This window comes from Bombella sp. ESL0378, from assembly GCF_009725845.1.
GTDB classification, from domain to species: domain Bacteria; phylum Pseudomonadota; class Alphaproteobacteria; order Acetobacterales; family Acetobacteraceae; genus Bombella; species Bombella pollinis.
In genome coordinates this window covers 159,753-176,744 of the sequence record NZ_WNIF01000006.1, presented here as the reverse complement: position 1 = coordinate 176,744, position 16,992 = coordinate 159,753, and the positions used below count along the sequence as shown (strand labels likewise).

At 53.9% G+C, this 16,992-nt stretch carries 16 protein-coding genes; 14 read left to right on the top strand and 2 right to left on the bottom strand.

What is annotated here, in order from left to right:
- Window position 1: 1 nt before the first annotated feature.
- Window positions 2-1,456 carry an argininosuccinate lyase gene (gene argH / locus GM556_RS04315; protein WP_155573259.1) on the bottom strand — a complete coding sequence of 485 codons (1,455 nt, stop codon included), beginning with the start codon at window positions 1,454-1,456 and terminating at the stop codon, window positions 2-4.
- Between the two features lie 10 nt (window positions 1,457-1,466).
- On the opposite strand from argH, the gene GM556_RS04310 reads away from it, so the two are divergent.
- From GM556_RS04310 to GM556_RS04255, 12 genes are all read left to right on the top strand, one after another.
- On the top strand, window positions 1,467-2,039 hold the full coding sequence (locus tag GM556_RS04310) for a TlpA disulfide reductase family protein (RefSeq protein ID WP_196424770.1): 573 nt from the start codon (window positions 1,467-1,469) through the stop codon (window positions 2,037-2,039).
- Between the two features lie 14 nt (window positions 2,040-2,053).
- Window positions 2,054-2,821 carry an N-formylglutamate amidohydrolase gene (locus GM556_RS04305; RefSeq protein ID WP_155579471.1) on the top strand — a complete coding sequence of 256 codons (768 nt, stop codon included), beginning with the start codon at window positions 2,054-2,056 and terminating at the stop codon, window positions 2,819-2,821.
- On the top strand, window positions 2,821-3,651 hold the full coding sequence (locus GM556_RS04300) for a shikimate dehydrogenase (RefSeq protein ID WP_155579470.1): 831 nt from the start codon (window positions 2,821-2,823) through the stop codon (window positions 3,649-3,651). Before GM556_RS04305 ends, GM556_RS04300 begins: the two co-directional genes overlap by 1 nt.
- A 2-nt stretch (window positions 3,652-3,653) precedes the next feature.
- Window positions 3,654-4,289: a dephospho-CoA kinase gene (gene coaE, locus GM556_RS04295; protein WP_155579376.1), complete on the top strand. Its 636-nt coding sequence runs from the start codon at window positions 3,654-3,656 to the stop codon at window positions 4,287-4,289.
- Window positions 4,286-4,981, top strand: coding sequence for a DNA polymerase III subunit epsilon (dnaQ, locus tag GM556_RS04290; RefSeq protein WP_155579375.1), 696 nt, complete (start codon window positions 4,286-4,288; stop codon window positions 4,979-4,981). The genes coaE and dnaQ overlap by 4 nt, the downstream gene beginning before the upstream one ends.
- A complete protein-coding gene (locus GM556_RS04285; protein ID WP_370513585.1) occupies window positions 4,978-5,886 on the top strand; it encodes a glycosyltransferase family 9 protein in 909 nt (302 codons plus the stop codon). Before dnaQ ends, GM556_RS04285 begins: the two co-directional genes overlap by 4 nt.
- Before the next feature lie 51 nt (window positions 5,887-5,937).
- A complete protein-coding gene (locus GM556_RS04280; RefSeq protein WP_155579374.1) occupies window positions 5,938-7,260 on the top strand; it encodes a dihydroorotase in 1,323 nt (440 codons plus the stop codon).
- A 105-nt stretch (window positions 7,261-7,365) separates the two neighbouring features.
- Window positions 7,366-8,058: a tetratricopeptide repeat protein gene (locus GM556_RS04275; protein WP_155573255.1), complete on the top strand. Its 693-nt coding sequence runs from the start codon at window positions 7,366-7,368 to the stop codon at window positions 8,056-8,058.
- Window positions 8,055-9,464 carry a PQQ-binding-like beta-propeller repeat protein gene (locus tag GM556_RS04270; protein WP_155579373.1) on the top strand — a complete coding sequence of 470 codons (1,410 nt, stop codon included), beginning with the start codon at window positions 8,055-8,057 and terminating at the stop codon, window positions 9,462-9,464. Before GM556_RS04275 ends, GM556_RS04270 begins: the two co-directional genes overlap by 4 nt.
- Window positions 9,457-10,824 (top strand): ribosome biogenesis GTPase Der, encoded by a 1,368-nt coding sequence (der, locus tag GM556_RS04265; protein WP_155579372.1) that lies wholly within the window; start codon window positions 9,457-9,459, stop codon window positions 10,822-10,824. Before GM556_RS04270 ends, der begins: the two co-directional genes overlap by 8 nt.
- Before the next feature lie 85 nt (window positions 10,825-10,909).
- Complete coding sequence (locus GM556_RS04260) at window positions 10,910-12,349, top strand: sugar porter family MFS transporter (protein ID WP_155579371.1); 1,440 nt, start codon at window positions 10,910-10,912, stop codon at window positions 12,347-12,349.
- Window positions 12,339-13,745 carry an MFS transporter gene (locus GM556_RS04255; protein WP_155579370.1) on the top strand — a complete coding sequence of 469 codons (1,407 nt, stop codon included), beginning with the start codon at window positions 12,339-12,341 and terminating at the stop codon, window positions 13,743-13,745. The genes GM556_RS04260 and GM556_RS04255 overlap by 11 nt, the downstream gene beginning before the upstream one ends.
- Here GM556_RS04255 and ubiA read toward each other — a convergent pair.
- Window positions 13,720-14,661: a 4-hydroxybenzoate octaprenyltransferase gene (gene ubiA, locus GM556_RS04250; RefSeq protein ID WP_155579369.1), complete on the bottom strand. Its 942-nt coding sequence runs from the start codon at window positions 14,659-14,661 to the stop codon at window positions 13,720-13,722. The two genes, GM556_RS04255 and ubiA, sit on opposite strands and share 26 nt — an antisense overlap.
- A 77-nt stretch (window positions 14,662-14,738) precedes the next feature.
- On the opposite strand from ubiA, the gene GM556_RS04245 reads away from it, so the two are divergent.
- Both GM556_RS04245 and GM556_RS04240 read left to right on the top strand, forming a co-directional pair.
- Window positions 14,739-15,461 carry a 16S rRNA (uracil(1498)-N(3))-methyltransferase gene (locus GM556_RS04245; protein WP_099027088.1) on the top strand — a complete coding sequence of 241 codons (723 nt, stop codon included), beginning with the start codon at window positions 14,739-14,741 and terminating at the stop codon, window positions 15,459-15,461.
- A 127-nt stretch (window positions 15,462-15,588) separates the two neighbouring features.
- On the top strand, window positions 15,589-16,974 hold the full coding sequence (locus GM556_RS04240) for a glutamate--cysteine ligase (protein WP_155579368.1): 1,386 nt from the start codon (window positions 15,589-15,591) through the stop codon (window positions 16,972-16,974).
- The last annotated feature ends 18 nt before the right edge of the window (window positions 16,975-16,992 follow it).

Genomic DNA, 16,992 nt, shown 5'->3' with positions numbered 1-16,992 from the left:
CTTACTCTCCTTCTTTATGATGATTAAGGCGTTCTAGCCATGCAGTGGCTTGAGCATGTACATTCTGCGGAGCGGTCCCGCCCTTGCTCGTGCGTGACGCGAGGGAGGATTCAACCGTCAAAACCTCATAGAGAGAGGCATTAATCCCGGGCTCTACAGCCTGCATCTCTTCTAAGGAGAGGTCGGCAAGGTCACAGCCTTTTTGCTCGGCCAAACTCACAAGCCGCCCTGTAACATGATGCGCCGTGCGGAAGGGGAGGCGCAGTGCGCGTACAAGCCAATCGGCAAGGTCTGTCGCGGTGGAGAAACCTGCCCCCGCTAGCTCCCTCATGCGTGCCTTATTGGCTTTGAGGTCCCGAATCATGCCTTCCATCGCGGCGAGGGAGAGGGTGATGGCCGTTGTTGCGTCAAAAACAGGCTCTTTATCCTCTTGCGTATCTTTCGCATAAGCGAGGGGCAGGCCCTTCATGACGGTTAGTAAGCCGATGAGGTCTCCCGTAATGCGGCCGACTTTGGCGCGGACAAGCTCCGCCGCATCAGGGTTACGCTTTTGCGGCATGATGGAGGAGCCCGTTGTGAAGGCATCTGAGAGATGCACAAAATTAAACGCGGCAGACGCCCATTGTACAATCTCCTCAGAGAGACGAGAGAGATGCATCGCCTCTAGGGAGAGGGCGGAGAGATATTCCAACGCGAAATCACGGTCAGATACAGCATCAAGAGAGTTAGCTGTAGGGCGGTCAAACCCTAGGGATTGGGCCGTCATCTCGCGGTCGATGGGGAAAGAGGTCCCCGCAAGCGCGGCAGAGCCAAGGGGGCACTCATTCATCCGGCGGCGCGCATCACGCAGGCGAGAGGCATCGCGGGAGAGCATCTCCACATAGGCGAGTAAATGATGCCCAAAGGTCACAGGCTGAGCAACTTGAAGATGCGTAAAGCCCGGCATGGGGGTATCGTGATACTCCAAAGCGCGGCGGGCGAGGGTCCGCATGAGGGCTTCGGTTTGCTCTATGATGCCATCAATGGAATCCCGCACCCAAAGGCGGAAATCCGTTGCGATTTGGTCATTGCGAGAGCGGGCGGTGTGTAGACGTTTACCAGCCTCACCAATGCGCTCAGAGAGGCGGGATTCGATATTCATATGAATATCTTCCAAAGCGGGGGAGAAGGGGAATGTCCCTTCCTCAATCTCCTTACCAATGGCTGCTAAGCCGCTCTGAATCTCGGCTTCTTCTTGGGCTGTAAGTAGGCCAACCTTGCGCAGCATAGCTGCATGAGCGAGCGAGCCGCGAATATCTTGCCGCCAGAGGGTTTTATCAAACCCAATAGAGGCGTTGATTTCCTCCATAATCGCGGCGGGGCCACTGGCAAAACGTCCACCCCATTGGGGGTTGGCAGCTTCGGGAGCGGCTGGTTTATTTGCAGGGGAGGCGTTGCTGGTATTAGGGTGCGTCATGAGGACCGATATGATGAGATACTTAAAGAAGATTCGCGTAGGTGCCGTTTGTTTGGCTCTCCTTACTGTAGCGGCTGTGGGGGTAAGGCACAATTACGCGCAGGCTGATGGATTGCAGAATCTGCAAGAATTGGAGCCAGAGCCCGCTCTCTCTGCCCCGGTGATGCTTCCCGTCACTGGCGTAGCAGGGCAGAAGGCGACCCTCCCATTGCATGAAAATAAGCCTTATATGCTGCATTTATGGGCGACATGGTGCCTACCTTGTCGGGAGGAATTGCCTAAGCTTGCAGCCTTGTTAAAGGCGCATCCCGATCTTCCCATTGTGCCTGTAGCGTTAGATAGTGGGTCAGCAGAGCAAGTAGTAGCGGCTTTGCCCCGCCTGCATGCTGTGGGTTTACCCGTATGGGTCGCAGAGCGTGAGCATGTGCAACCTTTCATCAAAACGGTGAAAGATCCGGGCTTGCCGATGACGCTGCTCATTGATGCAAGCGGTCAGGTGCGGGCTATCTCCGATGGTGGGGTGACATGGGATGAAGCTCAGGCTGCGTCTATAATTCGTAATTTATTGCAGGAGACTGAATGACGCGCGCGCCAACCATGCCGTTATTAAGCGCGGCAGACCCTTTGCCCTATCATAGTCTCCCCGCAAGGGAGGAAAGTCCCTTTGTGATGATTAGCGACCATGCCGGGCGGGCTGTGCCTTCGTCTCTGGGGGATATGGGGGTACCTCCTCAGGCATGGGAGCGGCATATCGCTTATGATATTGGCATTAAGGAGGTTGGGCGGCATCTGCAAAACGCTTTGGGATGTTTGTTGATTGAGCAGGTCTATTCTCGCCTGGTGATTGATTGTAACCGAGCCGCAGGGCATCCGACGTCTATCCCGCCGGTGAGTGATGGCACGGCGATTGCGGGGAATCAGAATCTTTCCCAGCAAGAGCGGTATGCGCGGGAGGAGGAGATACTCCATGCTTATCATGATGAGATAGAGCGTCATCTTGCTCAGCGGGATAAAGGGGAGTTTTTGTTTGTCTCTCTCCATAGCTTTACCCCCGCTATGGAGGGTGGAGAGCCGCGCCCGTGGGAGATTGGCCTTTTGCATGATCATGACCCACATTCAGCGCGCCTTATGCGTACCCTTTTGGAGGCAGAAGGCGGGTTATGTGTGGGGGATAATCAGCCTTATGTGTTAAATAGCCATAATGAATATAGCGTGCCTTATCATGCAGGGCGGCGTCAGCTCCCTGCTTTGGAGATTGAAATTAGGCAAGATTTAATCTCCGATGACGCTGGGCAACGCGCATGGGCGGAGCGTTTGGCACGTCTCTTGCCGCTTTTATGGGCGCAACGCAAAGAGAGAGCATGATGATTAATGGTAAAACGGTTTTAGCGGGCGTTATTGGGTGGCCTGTTGCCCATTCACGCTCGCCTATGTTGCATAATCATTGGTGTAAGGTGCATCAGATCAATGGGGCTTATGTCCCTCTGCCTGTTGCGCCGGGGCAGTTAGAGGTCGCGTTGCGTGGCTTGGCAGCAGCGGGATTTCGCGGCGTAAATGTTACAATCCCCCATAAGGAGGAGGCTTTTCGCTTATGTGATGAGCTAACAATGACCGCAAAGCGGGCCGGTGCGGCTAATACGCTACGCTTTGAGGATGGGCGCATCCTTGGTGATTGTACGGATGGCACGGGCTTTTGCGATAATTTGCGGGCTCATGCCGTATCTCCCAGCGGGTTTGTGTTGATTCTTGGTGCAGGTGGGGCAGCACGGGCGATTGCTGCAGCCTTGCAGGATTGCGGGTGCGATGTTTTCATCACCAATCGGACGGCCGCACGGGCTGAAGCCTTAGTCTCGGCTCTTGGGGCAGGGGCTGTGTTGCCATGGGCGGATTGGCCTGCCCGTTTAGGGGAGATGCAGATACTCATCAATGCGACATCACTTGGTATGGGTGGCCATGATGAGACAGATTGGCCCAGCATCCTCCAACAGGCTCAATTAGGGTTGAGTGTTGCTGATATTGTTTATACCCCCCTCCAAACTCCTTTATTGCGCGCTGCTCAACAGCGTGGGTTACGCACTGTAGAGGGCTTAGGGATGTTGCTGTATCAAGCGCGGGCTGGGTTTCATGCGTGGTTTGGTCTATGGCCAGAGGTTGATAAGCAGAGCTTTGACCTTTTGATGGCAGACCTTACTTAGTTATGTATGTTCTGGGCCTTACAGGGGGAATGGCAGCGGGGAAAAGTACGATCGCGGCTTTATTTCGCCGTGCTAAGGTCCCAGTTTTTGACGCTGATGCTTGCGTGCGTCGCCTACAAGCCCCTCATGGGCGGGCTATTGGGCCTTTGCAACGGGCGTTCCCTGCGGTGGTGCATAATGGGCAGTTAGACCGTGTGGCTCTGCGGCGGCTCATCGGGCAAGATGCAGCTGTGTTGCCCCGGTTGGAGCAGATAATCCATCCCCTTGTTAGGCAAGAAAGACGCGCATTTTTGGCGCGGTGTCGGGCGCGGGGCGTGCCGTTTTGCGTATTGGATATTCCTTTATTGTGGGAAACAGGAGCAGAGCGTGATTGCACAGCCGTGATGGTGGTGGAGGCCCCGCTCGCTGTGCGGATAGCGCGTTTGCGGCAGCGTCATCAACATCGCGGGCAGATGAGTGTTGAGGAGGCCAAAGCCTTTCTGACACGCCAAATGACAGACCAAGAGAGACGACAGCGGGCCGATATCGTGATAAAAACGGGACTGTCTCGTGCGTTTAGTGCGCGGCAGATTCATCGCTTTTTGCAGCAATTACGGCAGGAGAGGGATGAGGCTTCTGCACAGGAAGGGAAGATATGACGCGTTCTATCCTCTTTGATACAGAGACCACAGGGCTAGACCCTGATACTGGCGATAGGGTCATTGAGATTGCTGCTTTGGAATTGGTGAATGATTTGCGGACGGAAAATTACTTCCACGTCCTCATTAATCCAGAGCGAGACATCCCGGCTGAGGCCACAAAAGTGCATGGTTTTACGTTGGCCGATTTGGAGAGCAAACCCCTTTTTGCTGATATTGCTGATGAGTTTTTAGCCTTCATCGGTGATGGGAAGATGATAGCCCATAATGCACCGTTTGACTTCAAGTTCATCAATGCGGAGCTAAAACGGGCCGGGCGTCCACCATTGGATTATGAAAGCCGCGCGGTTGATACAGTCATTATGGCGCGGAAGAAGTTCCCCGGTATGCCTGCGAATTTGGATGCGCTCTGCCGTCGTTTTAATATCGACCTCTCCGAGCGTGGCACGCATAATGCGTTGCTTGATTGCCGCTTGCTTGCCGATGTGTATGTAGAGCTTATCGGTGGACGACAACGCGGTTTGGGGCTGGGTAATGAGCAAACACAAAGAACTTTATCAGAGGGGCGGGTAAAGCGTAAGGCGGTAACAGGGCGAACCCCGCGCCCTATGGCCTTGCCAGATGAAGCTACATTAGCCCGTCATGCCCAGTTTTTAGAGGCGGTCGATAACCCCCTTTGGATGCGAGAGTGAAGCGCGTCCTGTTCATCACGGCGCATCGGTTGGGGGATGCTGTTATCTCTTTAGCTGCCCTTTCGGCCATGATGGCACGCTATCCGCAGGCATATTTTACCATCGTATGCGGCCCGGCTGTGTGTGACCTCTTTCGTTATATGCCGCGTTGCGAACGGCTGATTGTAATGGAGAAAGGCCCTTATAATCAGCATTGGCTTGCTCTATGGCGCGATGTTGTGCGTTATCGGTGGGAGGCGGTGGTGGATTTACGGGCCTCTCTTGTCAGTTATGGGGTATGGAGCAGGGCGCGTTATAAGGTTCGTGGAGGGCGGCAAAAGGGCTTAAAGCTGGCTCAACATGCGCGCGCTTTAGGCGTACAATCCGCACATTACCCCACCTTATGGTTAGGAGCGCAGGAGCAGGCCTATGCTGCTACGCTTTTGCCTGATGAGGGTGTATGGCTCGCTTTAGCCATTACGGCGGGGACAGAGCATAAAATCTGGCCCGCTGAATCCTTTGCGACATTCGCGCGGCAGATGCAGGCAAGGGGGTTTCGCCCTCTTCTGGTTTATGGGCCGGGGGAGCGAGAAGCACGCCTTGCCGCCCCAGTACGGGCCTTATTGCCTAATGTGTTGGATATTGGGGGCGGGCAGTATAGCCTTGCTCAAGTAGCGGCTCTTATTGCGCGTTGCTCTCTCTTTGTGGGGGGTGATTCGGGGTTGATGCATCTTGCTGCGGCTTTAAATGTGCCAACATTAGGGTTGTTTGGGCCAAGTTATGCGTCCCAATATGCACCATCAGGCCGATGGGCGGAGGTTCTTTTGGCCCCCGGCCCGGAGGGAGAGGGTGATATGGCCGCCTTAAAGGTGGAAAATGTGCAGCATGCCGCCTTGGCTCTTTATGAACGGGCCAGAGCACAGTAGGATTATACCGTTATTTAGATAGAGCGATGGCCAAGCCTCTAAGGAGATATCATGCGATTTGACCTCATCATTCGGAACGGGCGGTGCATTTTCCCGTGGGGGGAGGCCCAAGCGGATATTGGGGTCCGTGATCAGAAGATTGCCTCACTGAGTGTTTCCTCGCAGGATGAAGCTGCACAGGTGATCGATGCAACAGGGCTTTATGTTCTTCCCGGTCTGATTGATTCTCACGTTCATTTGCGTGACCCCGGCAAGCCTGAGGCAGAGACGCTGGAGACAGGCACACGCGCTGCTGCCTTAGGGGGGATCACCTCCGTCTTTGATATGCCCAACACAAACCCCACTGTGACCGATAAAAAGATGCTGGATTGGAAGCGTCAGCATATTATCGACACAGCCCATATAGATGTCGCAATGTATATTGGGGCTACGCGGGAGAATACCCCTTTACTTGCTGAGTTTGAGCAAGAGGAGGGCGTATGTGGAGTGAAGGTGTTTGCTGGTTCCTCTACTGGTGATTTGATGATTGAGGATGATGAGGGGATAGAGGCTGTTCTACGCTCGGGTCATCGCCGTGTCTCATTCCATTCAGAGGATGAATATCGCCTGCGGGAACGGCGGAAGCTGTTTGAGCCGGGGCAGCCTTACCATCTCCATGCAGAATGGCGAGATGCTGAATGTGCCATCCGTGGGACGAGGCGTATCTTGGCATTATCGCATAAGACGGGGCGGCCTATCCATATTCTTCATGTCTCGACAGAGGAGGAGTTTACCCTTCTGGCTGAGAACCGGCGTTACGCTACCGTGGAGGTTCTGGTTAATCACCTAACCAATGAAGGGCCGGGATGCTATGAGCATCTTGGAGGTAAGGCGGTGATGAATCCTCCGTTGAGGAATGAACGCCGCCATTTTGAGGCTGGATGGGCCGCCTTGCGTGATGGCCGGGTGGATGTTGTTTCCTCTGACCATGCCCCGCACCCTAGGGATGCGAAAGAGCTCCCTTGGTTGGAGTGCCCCTCCGGCCTAACGGGTGTGCAGACGATTGTTCCTTTGATGTTGGACCATGTAAATGCGGGGCGGTTGAGCCTGACACGCCTTGTTGATGTGATGGCTGCTGGCCCTGCACGGGTTTATGGCTTGCCCAATAAGGGGCGGCTCGCCGTGGGGTTTGATGCCGACATCACCCTTGTGGATATGAAGAAGCAACGCACCATTAGTAATGACTGGATAGCCTCCCCCGCCGGGTGGACGCCTTATGACGGTAAAAGCGTGACAGGCTGGCCCGTTGGGACGATTGTGCGCGGTCATGTGGTGATGGAGGATGATGCGATTATCACGCATAATGTAGGCCAGCCTATCCGCTTTCAGCCATAACGAGTTAAGAAGGCGATGTTTTTTTATCGTGATAGTATGTTGGTAGCAGAGCCGCCATGCTATAGAGTACGGAATGAGTGTGTGCAGTCCAGCTAAGGATACGGCGTGGCAGACGATTTATTTCAAGAATTAGAGGAAGAACAACGCCTTGCAAAAATGCGTAGCGTGGGCTTGCGCGTGGGTGTGGTGGTGTTGTGCGTGCTTATTGTGGCAGGCATTGGCGGTGGTGTTTGGGGATGGAAGCAGCATCAGCTCCATACTGCTCAAGCGCAAGCGTCTAATCGTTATTTTGAGGCCATGTCACTGCTTGGGGCGTTGTCGGGCAAGCCTGTGACAGAGGGGGCGGCGCATCAAAAAGCTGAGGGCATTTTACAAGATCTTGCCCAAAGCGCGCCAGAGGGTGTGCGGAGCTACGCTGCTATGTATTTGGCGGAACTTAAACTGCAAGAGCATGACACAGCCTCCGCTTTGAAGTTATGGTCCGCTGTTGCAGAGGATAAAAAAGCAGATACGTCTCTTCGCTCTATGGCGCAGTATCGAGGGTTGAATGCGCGGATGGATACGGCCCCGCGTGATGAGCTCCGGGCGGGGTATCAAGCTTTAGTACAAGAGGGCGGGAGCTGGGTCCCCCTTGCGAAGGAAGGCCTAGCGGTGCTTGACCTTGCACCGGGTAGCACAAAGACAGACCATGAGGAGGCACGTCGCCTTTTACAGCAAGTGCAATCCTCCCCCGATAGTACAGAGGGCCTGCGTCAACGGGCTGGGATGTTATTACAAACATTAGGAGAGGCTGGATGAGCCATCGTTTTTCTTCACCCTTGCGTGGCCAGCCTGTAAAGACATCTCGGCGGTCTGTTCTAAAAGGGGCTTGCTCTGTTGCGGCGATGGCCGGGCTTGCAGGTTGCGGCATTTTTGCAGATGATCCTAAAAAGACGGTTCTCCCCGGCCGACGTATTGATGTCCTCTCCACCGGGGCGGGTTTGACGGTAGATCCGCATGATAAAACGGCTATTCATTTACCTGCGGTGCAGCCTATTCATCAATGGACGCAAGAAGGTCGTCTACCCTCTCATGAGGCTGTAAATGCGGCATGGAATGGCACGCGTCAGCTATGGAGCCAATCTATCGGTGCCGCTGTGAAGGAAGTTGGTTGGCTGTCCAATATATTCTTCATGCCTAATCGCCGTGGGGCTTTGCAATCCTCTCCCGTTATAGGGGGCGGGCGGCTCTTTACGGTGGATGCTCAAGGGGCTATTCGCGCTTGGAGCTGGCCGGATCGTAAGCTGCTATGGCATTGCCAGCCCGCGCGTAAAACACGCTCGACTAATATTGGTGGCGGCATCGCGCTGGTTGACGATACGCTTTATGTTGTGGATGGCATTGCCCAAGCTCTTGCTTTAGATGCCGCAACAGGGAAGCAGAAATGGGCTGTTGATATTGGTACGCCGGGCCGCTCTGCCCCAACCATCGTTGATGGTTTGATGTTCTTTACCACTATTGATGCCCGGTTATTTGCGCTGGAGGCCAGCACGGGTAAACAGCGTTGGACCTATCAAGCCACCAATGTGAGTACGAGCTTGTTTGGGGCAGGGGCTCCGGCTGTGGTGAATGGCATTGTGGTTGTCGGTTTTGGTAGTGGCGACCTCGTGGCCCTTCGTGCAGCCTCTGGTGAGATTGTATGGAGCGATAGCCTTGGCGGAGGCAACGGGCTCGGTGCGATGCTGGACTTCGCTTGTGTGCGCGGTGGCCCTGTCGTGGTGGATGGTACAGCCTATGCAATTTCTCTCTCGCGCGTGCTGGTAGCGATTGATATGCGCTCCGGCCGCCGTTTGTGGGAGCGTGAGGTGAGCGGTCAGTCCCCGCTCTGCATTTGTGGTGATTGGCTCTATGTTATTTCGCTAGATCAGCAGCTTGCTTGCCTCGACCGGGTGAGTGGGCAAGTGCGTTGGGTGAAGCAGCTAACCCGCTTTGAAGACCCAAAACACGAGAAAAAGGGCATTCAATGGACAGGCCCAATCTTATTGAATAATAAGCTTGTTTGCCTCTCCAGTATGAAGCGCGGCGGCATGGTGATTCTTGATGCCCAAACAGGGAGCGATATCGGGAAGATTGACACGCCATCATCCTGCCAAGTTCAGCCGATTGTGTGTGATGGGCAGCTGCTTGTCCTAAGCGATGATGGTGTCTTACGCGCCTATGGTTGAGCAATTTGAATCAGGCCGACTGCCGGTTGTCGTTATCGCAGGACGGCCAAATGTTGGGAAATCCACCATTTTCAACCGGCTTGTTGGGCGGCGTCAGGCCATTGTGTCGGACGTGCCCGGCGTAACGCGTGATCGTAAAGACGGCGTAGCGATGTTGCGCGGGCGGCGTGTGCGCCTTGTTGATACAGCCGGGTTGGAAGAAGCCGCTCCAGAGACTCTCTTTGGCCGTATGCGCGCCTCATCAGAGCAGGGTATTGCGCAAGCGGATTTGGTGGTTTTCTGTGTTGATGTACGGGCTGGTATCACCCCAGCAGATGAGCATTTTGCGAATTGGCTGCGGCGGCAGAACCGCCCCGTTCTCCTTGTGGCGAATAAGGCGGAGGGCCGTGCAGGGGCCGAGGCTGCGATGGAGGCTTATTCCCTAGGTTTAGGGACGCCTCTTGCGGTCTCTGCTGAGCATGGGGAAGGTCTGGCGGACCTTATGGGAGAGATTGCAAGCCTTCTCCCTGATGAAGATACACTTGCGGAGCATGATGGGGAAAAGCCGCTTCGCATCGCTATTATTGGCCGTCCTAATGCGGGGAAATCCACCCTTTTGAATAGTTTGCTCGGTGAGGAGCGCATGATTACCGGCCCGGAGGCTGGCTTAACACGCGATGCTGTTAGCGTTGGGCTAGAGGATGACATTGGGCCGATTGAGATTGTCGATACAGCGGGCATGCGTAAACGTGCGCGTGTACAGGAAGGGTTAGAACGCGTCTCTGTCTCTGCCTCTATTGAGGCAATGAAGATGGCGGAAGTCGTTATCCTTGTGTTGGATGCCGAGCGCGGTGTGGATGAGCAAGATTTGCAAATCGCACGGTTGATCGAGCGAGAAGGGCGGGCATGTGTGCTGGCCCTTAATAAATGGGATGCGGTAAAGGAGCGTCAAGCAACACGTAAGGCCATTGCGGGACGGATTGAAATATCACTCGCGCAAATGCGGGGGATTGAAGTGGTCACGTTCTCCGCTCTAACAGGTGAAGGGCTAAATCGCCTTTTGCCCGCTGTGCGCCGTGCAGGCGAGGTATGGAATGCTCGCGTGGGGACAAGCGATTTAAACCGTTGGTTTGAAGAAGCGGTGGAAAAACACCAGCCTCCCCTTGTGGATGGTCGGCGTTTAAAATTGCGTTACATGACGCAGGCAAAGAGCCGCCCTCCCACTTTTGTGCTCTTTGGGACGCGGGCGGAACAACTGCCCGATAGCTATAAGCGTTATCTTATCAATGGGTTGCGGGAGACATTCCATCTTCCCGGTACGCCGATAAGATTGCTCCTGCGGGGTAGCCGTAACCCTTTTGTGAAGCAAAACGAGCATTAAAAAGATTGCAGATTGGGCCAATAAGTTCGTAGTCCCCGATGCTTCGTACCGGAGAGGTATCGTAGAGTGTGGCTAGGGAGACATCATGGTAGGCGTAACACCGGTAGCTCCGCAGGAGGGTGGATCTGCTCCTCCAGCGGGCCAAAAAGCTACAGGACGTGCCACAATATTGGGGATTCTTGCCGCTTTATCTGGGCTGATGTTCGGGTTGGATACGGGTGTTGTTGCTGGTGCGTTGCCTTTTATGGCGGTGGATTTCCATGCGGGGCCTGTTTTGCAAGGGTGGATTGTCTCCTCCATGATGGCAGGTGCAGCCTTTGGAGCTATGTTTGCTGGGCGCATTTCCGTCTCCTTTGGCCGAACAGGGGCCATGCTAGGGGCGGGTATTTTCTTCCTAATAGGGACGCTTTTTTGCGCTTTTGCTCCTGATGTGGGGGTGATGATTGTCGGGCGCGTTTTATTAGGGCTTGCTGTTGGTGTAGCCGCCTTTGCCGCCCCGCTTTATATTTCCGAAATCACGGTAGAATCCGCTCGTGGGGCGATGATTTCTTTCTATCAACTCATGGTTTCATTGGGGATTTTCCTTGCCTTTATTTCCGATAGCTTTTTGTCCTCAGGGGGGCATTGGCGGTGGATGTTAGGCATCATGGCTCTACCAGCTATATTGTTCCTTATTGTGGTGTTGGTACTTCCCCAAAGCCCGCGTTGGTTGATGATGCGGGGCGATACAGAGCGTGCCCGTACGGTCCTGCGTGTTCTTCGCTCTGATGAAGAAGTAGCCGAGGCAGAGCTTGCCGATATTCATAGCCGCCTCTCTAAAAGTAGTGATGCTGGCTTTGGGTTATTCCGTAGTAATCGTCATTTCAGACGGTCCGTATTTTTGGGGATTGTGCTGCAAATTATGCAGCAACTTAGCGGGATTAACGCGCTTTTATATTATGCGCCGCGCGTGTTTGAGGCTGCTCATTTTGGCGTGAATGCCTCTGTTTGGGCGACTACACTCGTTGGCTTGACGAATATGGTCTTTACCGGTGTGGCGATTATGTTTGCAGACCGTTGGGGCCGGCGTCCTCTTTTGCTAGCAAGCTGCGCGATTGTTGGGGGAGCTTTGGTAGGGGTTAGTACTGTTCTGGCCTATGGTGGGGAGAGTGTAACGGCCTCCTTTTTGCTTTGTGGGTTTATCCTTCTTTTTGTGGCGGGGTTTGCTATTGGGGAAGGGCCGTTGGTCTGGGCTTTATGCTCTGAGGTGCAACCTACACGCGGGCGGGATTTTGGTATTGGTTGCTCCACGGTGACAAATTGGGTGGCAAATTGGGTGATTTCCAGCATATTCCCCCTTATGATGCTGGTGATGGGGGCATCAGGGGCGTTTGTCCTTTTTGCGGTGTTTAATGGTATATTCCTTCTCATCACATTAGGTTTTGTGCCAGAGACAAAGGGTACGTCTTTGGAGCAAATAGAGGCTAATCTTTTTGCAGGGGTCTCCCTGCGCCATTTAGGAGAGCAGAGAGAGCATGAGCAGTAAGATAGCTGACCCCAGCTTAGAGGGCGAATACGACCCGGAGAGACATGCTGGCCTATATGGGATGCAGCGTGTCAAGGCGATGTCATCGGTCATTTTAGCCTTGATGCTATCAATTTTGGATTATTCCGTTGCGAATGTGGCATTGCCGACCATCGCTATGGATATGCATTCGTCTCCATCGCAGGCGATTTGGGTGATCAATGCTTATCAGCTTGCGAATTTGGCGTGTCTTTTGCCGTTAGCTGCTCTTGGGGCGCGGGTTGGCTTTGGGCGGATGAGCCAGTTAGGGATTGTTTTATTCCTCATCGCCTCGGTAGCCTGTGCTGTATCCCAAAATATGTTAGAGCTTACTTTAGCCCGCGCGTTACAAGGGATTGGTAGCTCCTGCATTATGAGTGTGAATATTGCGCTCGTACGTTTTATTTACCCTCATAAATTGATTGGTAAAGGGATTGCACTCAATGGGTTATTCATTGGGTTAGGGGTGGCATTAGGGCCGACTATTGGTTCGTTTATCCTCTCTATTGCCTCATGGCCGTGGATATTTTGGATTAACCTACCCTTGGGCGGCGCGGCTATTTTACTAGCGAGCCGTGCTTTACCTAAAACACCGCGTAGCGATGTGAAAACTGACATTCCCGGCTCTATCCTTACAGTCGTGTCCTTCACACTTTTAGGTGTGGGGCTAGATGGCTTCATGCACGGTGATATAGGCTGGGGAGCGGGTCTGACAGGTTGGAGTTTGGTGAGCTGGTGGTTGCTCTTACGCTGGCAGAAAAAACGGCCTGAGCCAATTGTCCCTCTGGATTTGCTCAAACGTGTGCCGTTTCTTGTCGCATGTTTGGTAAGCTTTTGTGGTTTTGTGGCGTCCAACCTGTATATTGTGGCGATGCCTTTCACCTTGGCTGTTGCTTTTCATAAAAACCCAGCAACAGTTGGGTTGTTGATTGCCCCTTGGGCCGTAGGGGTTGCGGTTATGTCCTTCACGGTGGGGAAAATTGCTGATCGTTTCCCTGCATCGTTATTGTCCTCCATTGGGCTGTTGATAACCTGTATTGGCTTTATTTTACTCTGTACTTTGCCATTGGATGCGAGCAATAGTGCCGTTGCATGGCGGACTTTATTAGCGGGTATGGGGTTTGGTTTTTTCCAACCGCCTAATAATCGCGCGATTATGGTTACAGCCCCGCCGGGGCGCGAAGGGGGAGCAAGCGGGATGTTGTCGGTAGCGCGTCTCTCTGGCCAAACAACGGGGGCTTTGCTGGTGGCAGGGTTGTTTACCTTATTTTCTCACCCTGCCTTCATTTGCTTAGGAGCGGCGGCGTTTGTGGCCTTTTTTGGGGCTATGCTGAGTGCGGGGCGGATTTTATTTAAAAGCCGAGTGGCCCCCCGTTAACTCCCAAGCGTCCTAGGACAAAGGCGCATGCCAGTATGAGGCCTATTAGGACATTCTGCTTGAAGAAACAGAGGCAGAGTGGCGCATCATGGGGGGTGAGGCGTTTCACCTGATAGGCCATCATCAGGCCAGCGAGGAGGAAAGGCAGCCAAAAGGCCGGTGCCAGGTGTGCTGTGTAAGCCGCCCCGGCAAAGAAGGCCATCGTCAGCCCATAGCAAAGCCCAACAAATAAGCGGGCATGGCTAAGCATTAAACGTGAGGTCGATTTCACGCCAATGCGTGCATCATCTTCCATATCTTGGAAGCCGTAAATCGTATCAAAACCGAGTTGCCAGAGGATAACCCCACTATAGAGGAGTATCCCCGGTAGATCGATATTCTCTTGGCTGGCAGCGTAGCCCATAGGGGCCCCAAAGCCGAAGGTGAAGCCCATCACAAGTTGTGGCCACCATGTGAGGCGTTTTGCGGTGGGGTAGAATGTCACAAAGAGCATCGCGACAGGAGCTAAGGCCCAGCAGAAGGGTGGTAAAGCGAGGAGGACAGCCAGCCCGCCTAACAGAAGAAGGACGAGCAGCCCGATTCCTTGTCTTAGGCTGAGAGCCCCACTGGCGAGGGGACGGCCTGCCGTGCGAGAGACTTGGGCGTCAATTTTGCGGTCCCATATATCGTTAATTACACATCCTGCAGAGCGCATTAGCAGTGAGCCAATGGCAAATAGCCCGACATAGAGGAGCCGTTTTTGCAAGCTGGGGCCTTGAGCCGCAAGGAAAATGCCAAACACGCCGGGGAGAAAGAGGAGCCATGTGCCAACGGGCCGGTCTAAACGGGCAAGAAGCGCGTAGGACCGCCACGGCTCACCAAGCCGCCCGATGAGGCCATTATGGCAAATATCAGTATGAGGATGTTTTTGAATCATAAAGTTAGTGCTTAGCGAGAATGAGGGGGAGGTCAATATTTTATCATCATCTCTGGCAAGCTGTGAGGGAACGCGTTATGCCCTTAGAGATTATGAGCCGTACAGAACCACGCCTTTTTATTGTCGAATCCGCTTTCCCTTGGGATGAGGGCGCGATTATTGAGCTTTCTGCAGGGCAGGCGCATTATCTAGGTAAGGTCATGCGTTTGCAGGTGGGGGACGCTGTTGTGCTGTTTAATGGGCGCGATGGCGAATGGCATGCCGAGATTGAGAGCTTACAAAAGCAGCGTGGCTCTGCACGGTTGCGCTCTTGCCTGCGCCCGCAGGAGGAGACAAAGGGGATAGAGCTGCTTTTTGCCCCATTAAAGCGCGATGCGACGGAGTTAGTTATTCGCATGGGGACGGAGCTTGGGGTAACGCGCTTTCGCCCTGTTGTGACAGCTAGGACGAATACGCATCGCCTTAATTTGGAGCGTCTAGCCGTTATCGCGCAGGAAGCCGCAGAGCAATGCGAGCGGTTGGATGTCCCAGAGATTATGCCGTTAGAGCCATTGGCCGCTGTGCTGGCCCGTTGGCCTAACCGGCGTACCTTAACTGTTGCGTTGGAGCGTGTTGGCCAAGGTGGGGCACCGTCTTCATGTGATGCGCTGCTCATTGGGCCGGAGGGAGGTTTTGCGGAGGATGAAATCCACCGTCTAACGCGGCATGAGGCTGTGCAGTCTTTTTCTTTAGGGCCGCGTATTTTGCGGGCTGATACGGCTGCTTGTGCTGCTCTAGCGCAGATTATGGCGGTACGATAAAGGGGATTCTGTGCTGGTCTCTTGAATGAGCGTCATGATGACCCCTAATATGCAGTCTCTGGCTTACGGACAATTCTGGCGGTCCTATAGCGTATTAAGATGAATTATAGCCGGTAAGGTTTTGTGTATGTCCAATCCAGGTGAGAGCAATACAGCTCCAATTGAAAATAAAGCGCAGCTTATTGATGTTCTCGCTAAGGGCTGTAAGCCGCAAGAGGCGTGGCGGATTGGGACAGAGCATGAGAAGTTCGGCTTCCGCCTGCCAGAGCGTGCGCGGGGGGATTTAAAGCCTTTTGCCCCACCAGCTTACGAACCAGAAGGGATTGAAGCCCTTTTAACCGCTTTGGAAGGGCCAGACTGGCAGGCTATCCGCGATAATGGGCATATTATTGGCCTAAAAGGTGCTGGGGCGCATAAGGGACGTTCCATCTCCCTAGAGCCTGCGGGGCAATTTGAGCTCTCTGGCGCACCCGTGCGGACGCTGCAAGAGACAGAGCAGGAGATGATTGCTCATTTCCAGCAGATTAGTGGGCCTGCGCGGGAGTTGGGTTTGGGCTTTGCCCCTTTGGGATTCCAGCCGCTTTGGCCGCGTGATGCCATGCCGTGGATGCCCAAAAGCCGCTATGCGATTATGCGCCGTTATATGCCGAAAGTTGGGCGGCGTGGGCTGGATATGATGACGCGTACCTGCACTGTGCAGGTGAATCTTGATTTCTCCAGTGAGGCCGATATGGCGCGCAAAATGCGCGTCTCCCTTGCCTTACAGCCGCTTATTACCGCGCTGATGGCCAATTCTCCATTCGCAGAGGGTAAGCCAACTGGCCGTCTCTCTAATAGGGCTTATATCTGGTTAGATACGGATAACCAGCGGAGTGGCCAGCCCACGCCTTTCTTTGAGGAAGGCTTTGGGTTTGAGCGTTATGTGGATTGGGCGTTGGATGTCCCGATGTATTTTGTCAATCGGGATGGGCATAACCTTGATGTTGCAGGCTGTTCCTTCCGTAAATGGTTGGCTGGGGAGCAACAAGAGCCTTTAATGGGCCTACGTCCCACCCTTGGGGATTTTGAGGACCATCTCACAACATTATTCCCTGATGTGCGGTTGAAGCAGTTTTTAGAGATGCGCGGGGCTGATGCGGGCAATCCGTCTATGATGATTGCACAATCGGCCTTCTGGGTCGGGCTGTTCTATGACCCTGATGTGCTGGCTGAGGTGGAACAGCTGGTGAAGGAGCAGCCTTGGCTACAATATCAATCCCTTGCGGAATTGGTTGTCGAGAAAGCTATGGATGCGCCATTCCTCGGTGGGTTGCGCCCTCTTGCTAAGCGGGTTTTGGAGCTTTCGGAACGTGGCCTAAAAGCGCGTAATTATGGGGAGGAATATTACCTCGCACCGCTTTATGAGATTGCTGATGGGGCTAAAACACAAGCCGAACGCTGGTTAGAGCAATATTATGGGGCATGGCGTGAGGATGTGCGGCCCATTTTCCAAGCTGCGGATATCTCTTTATAAGTAAGGCGGAGTGGTCAG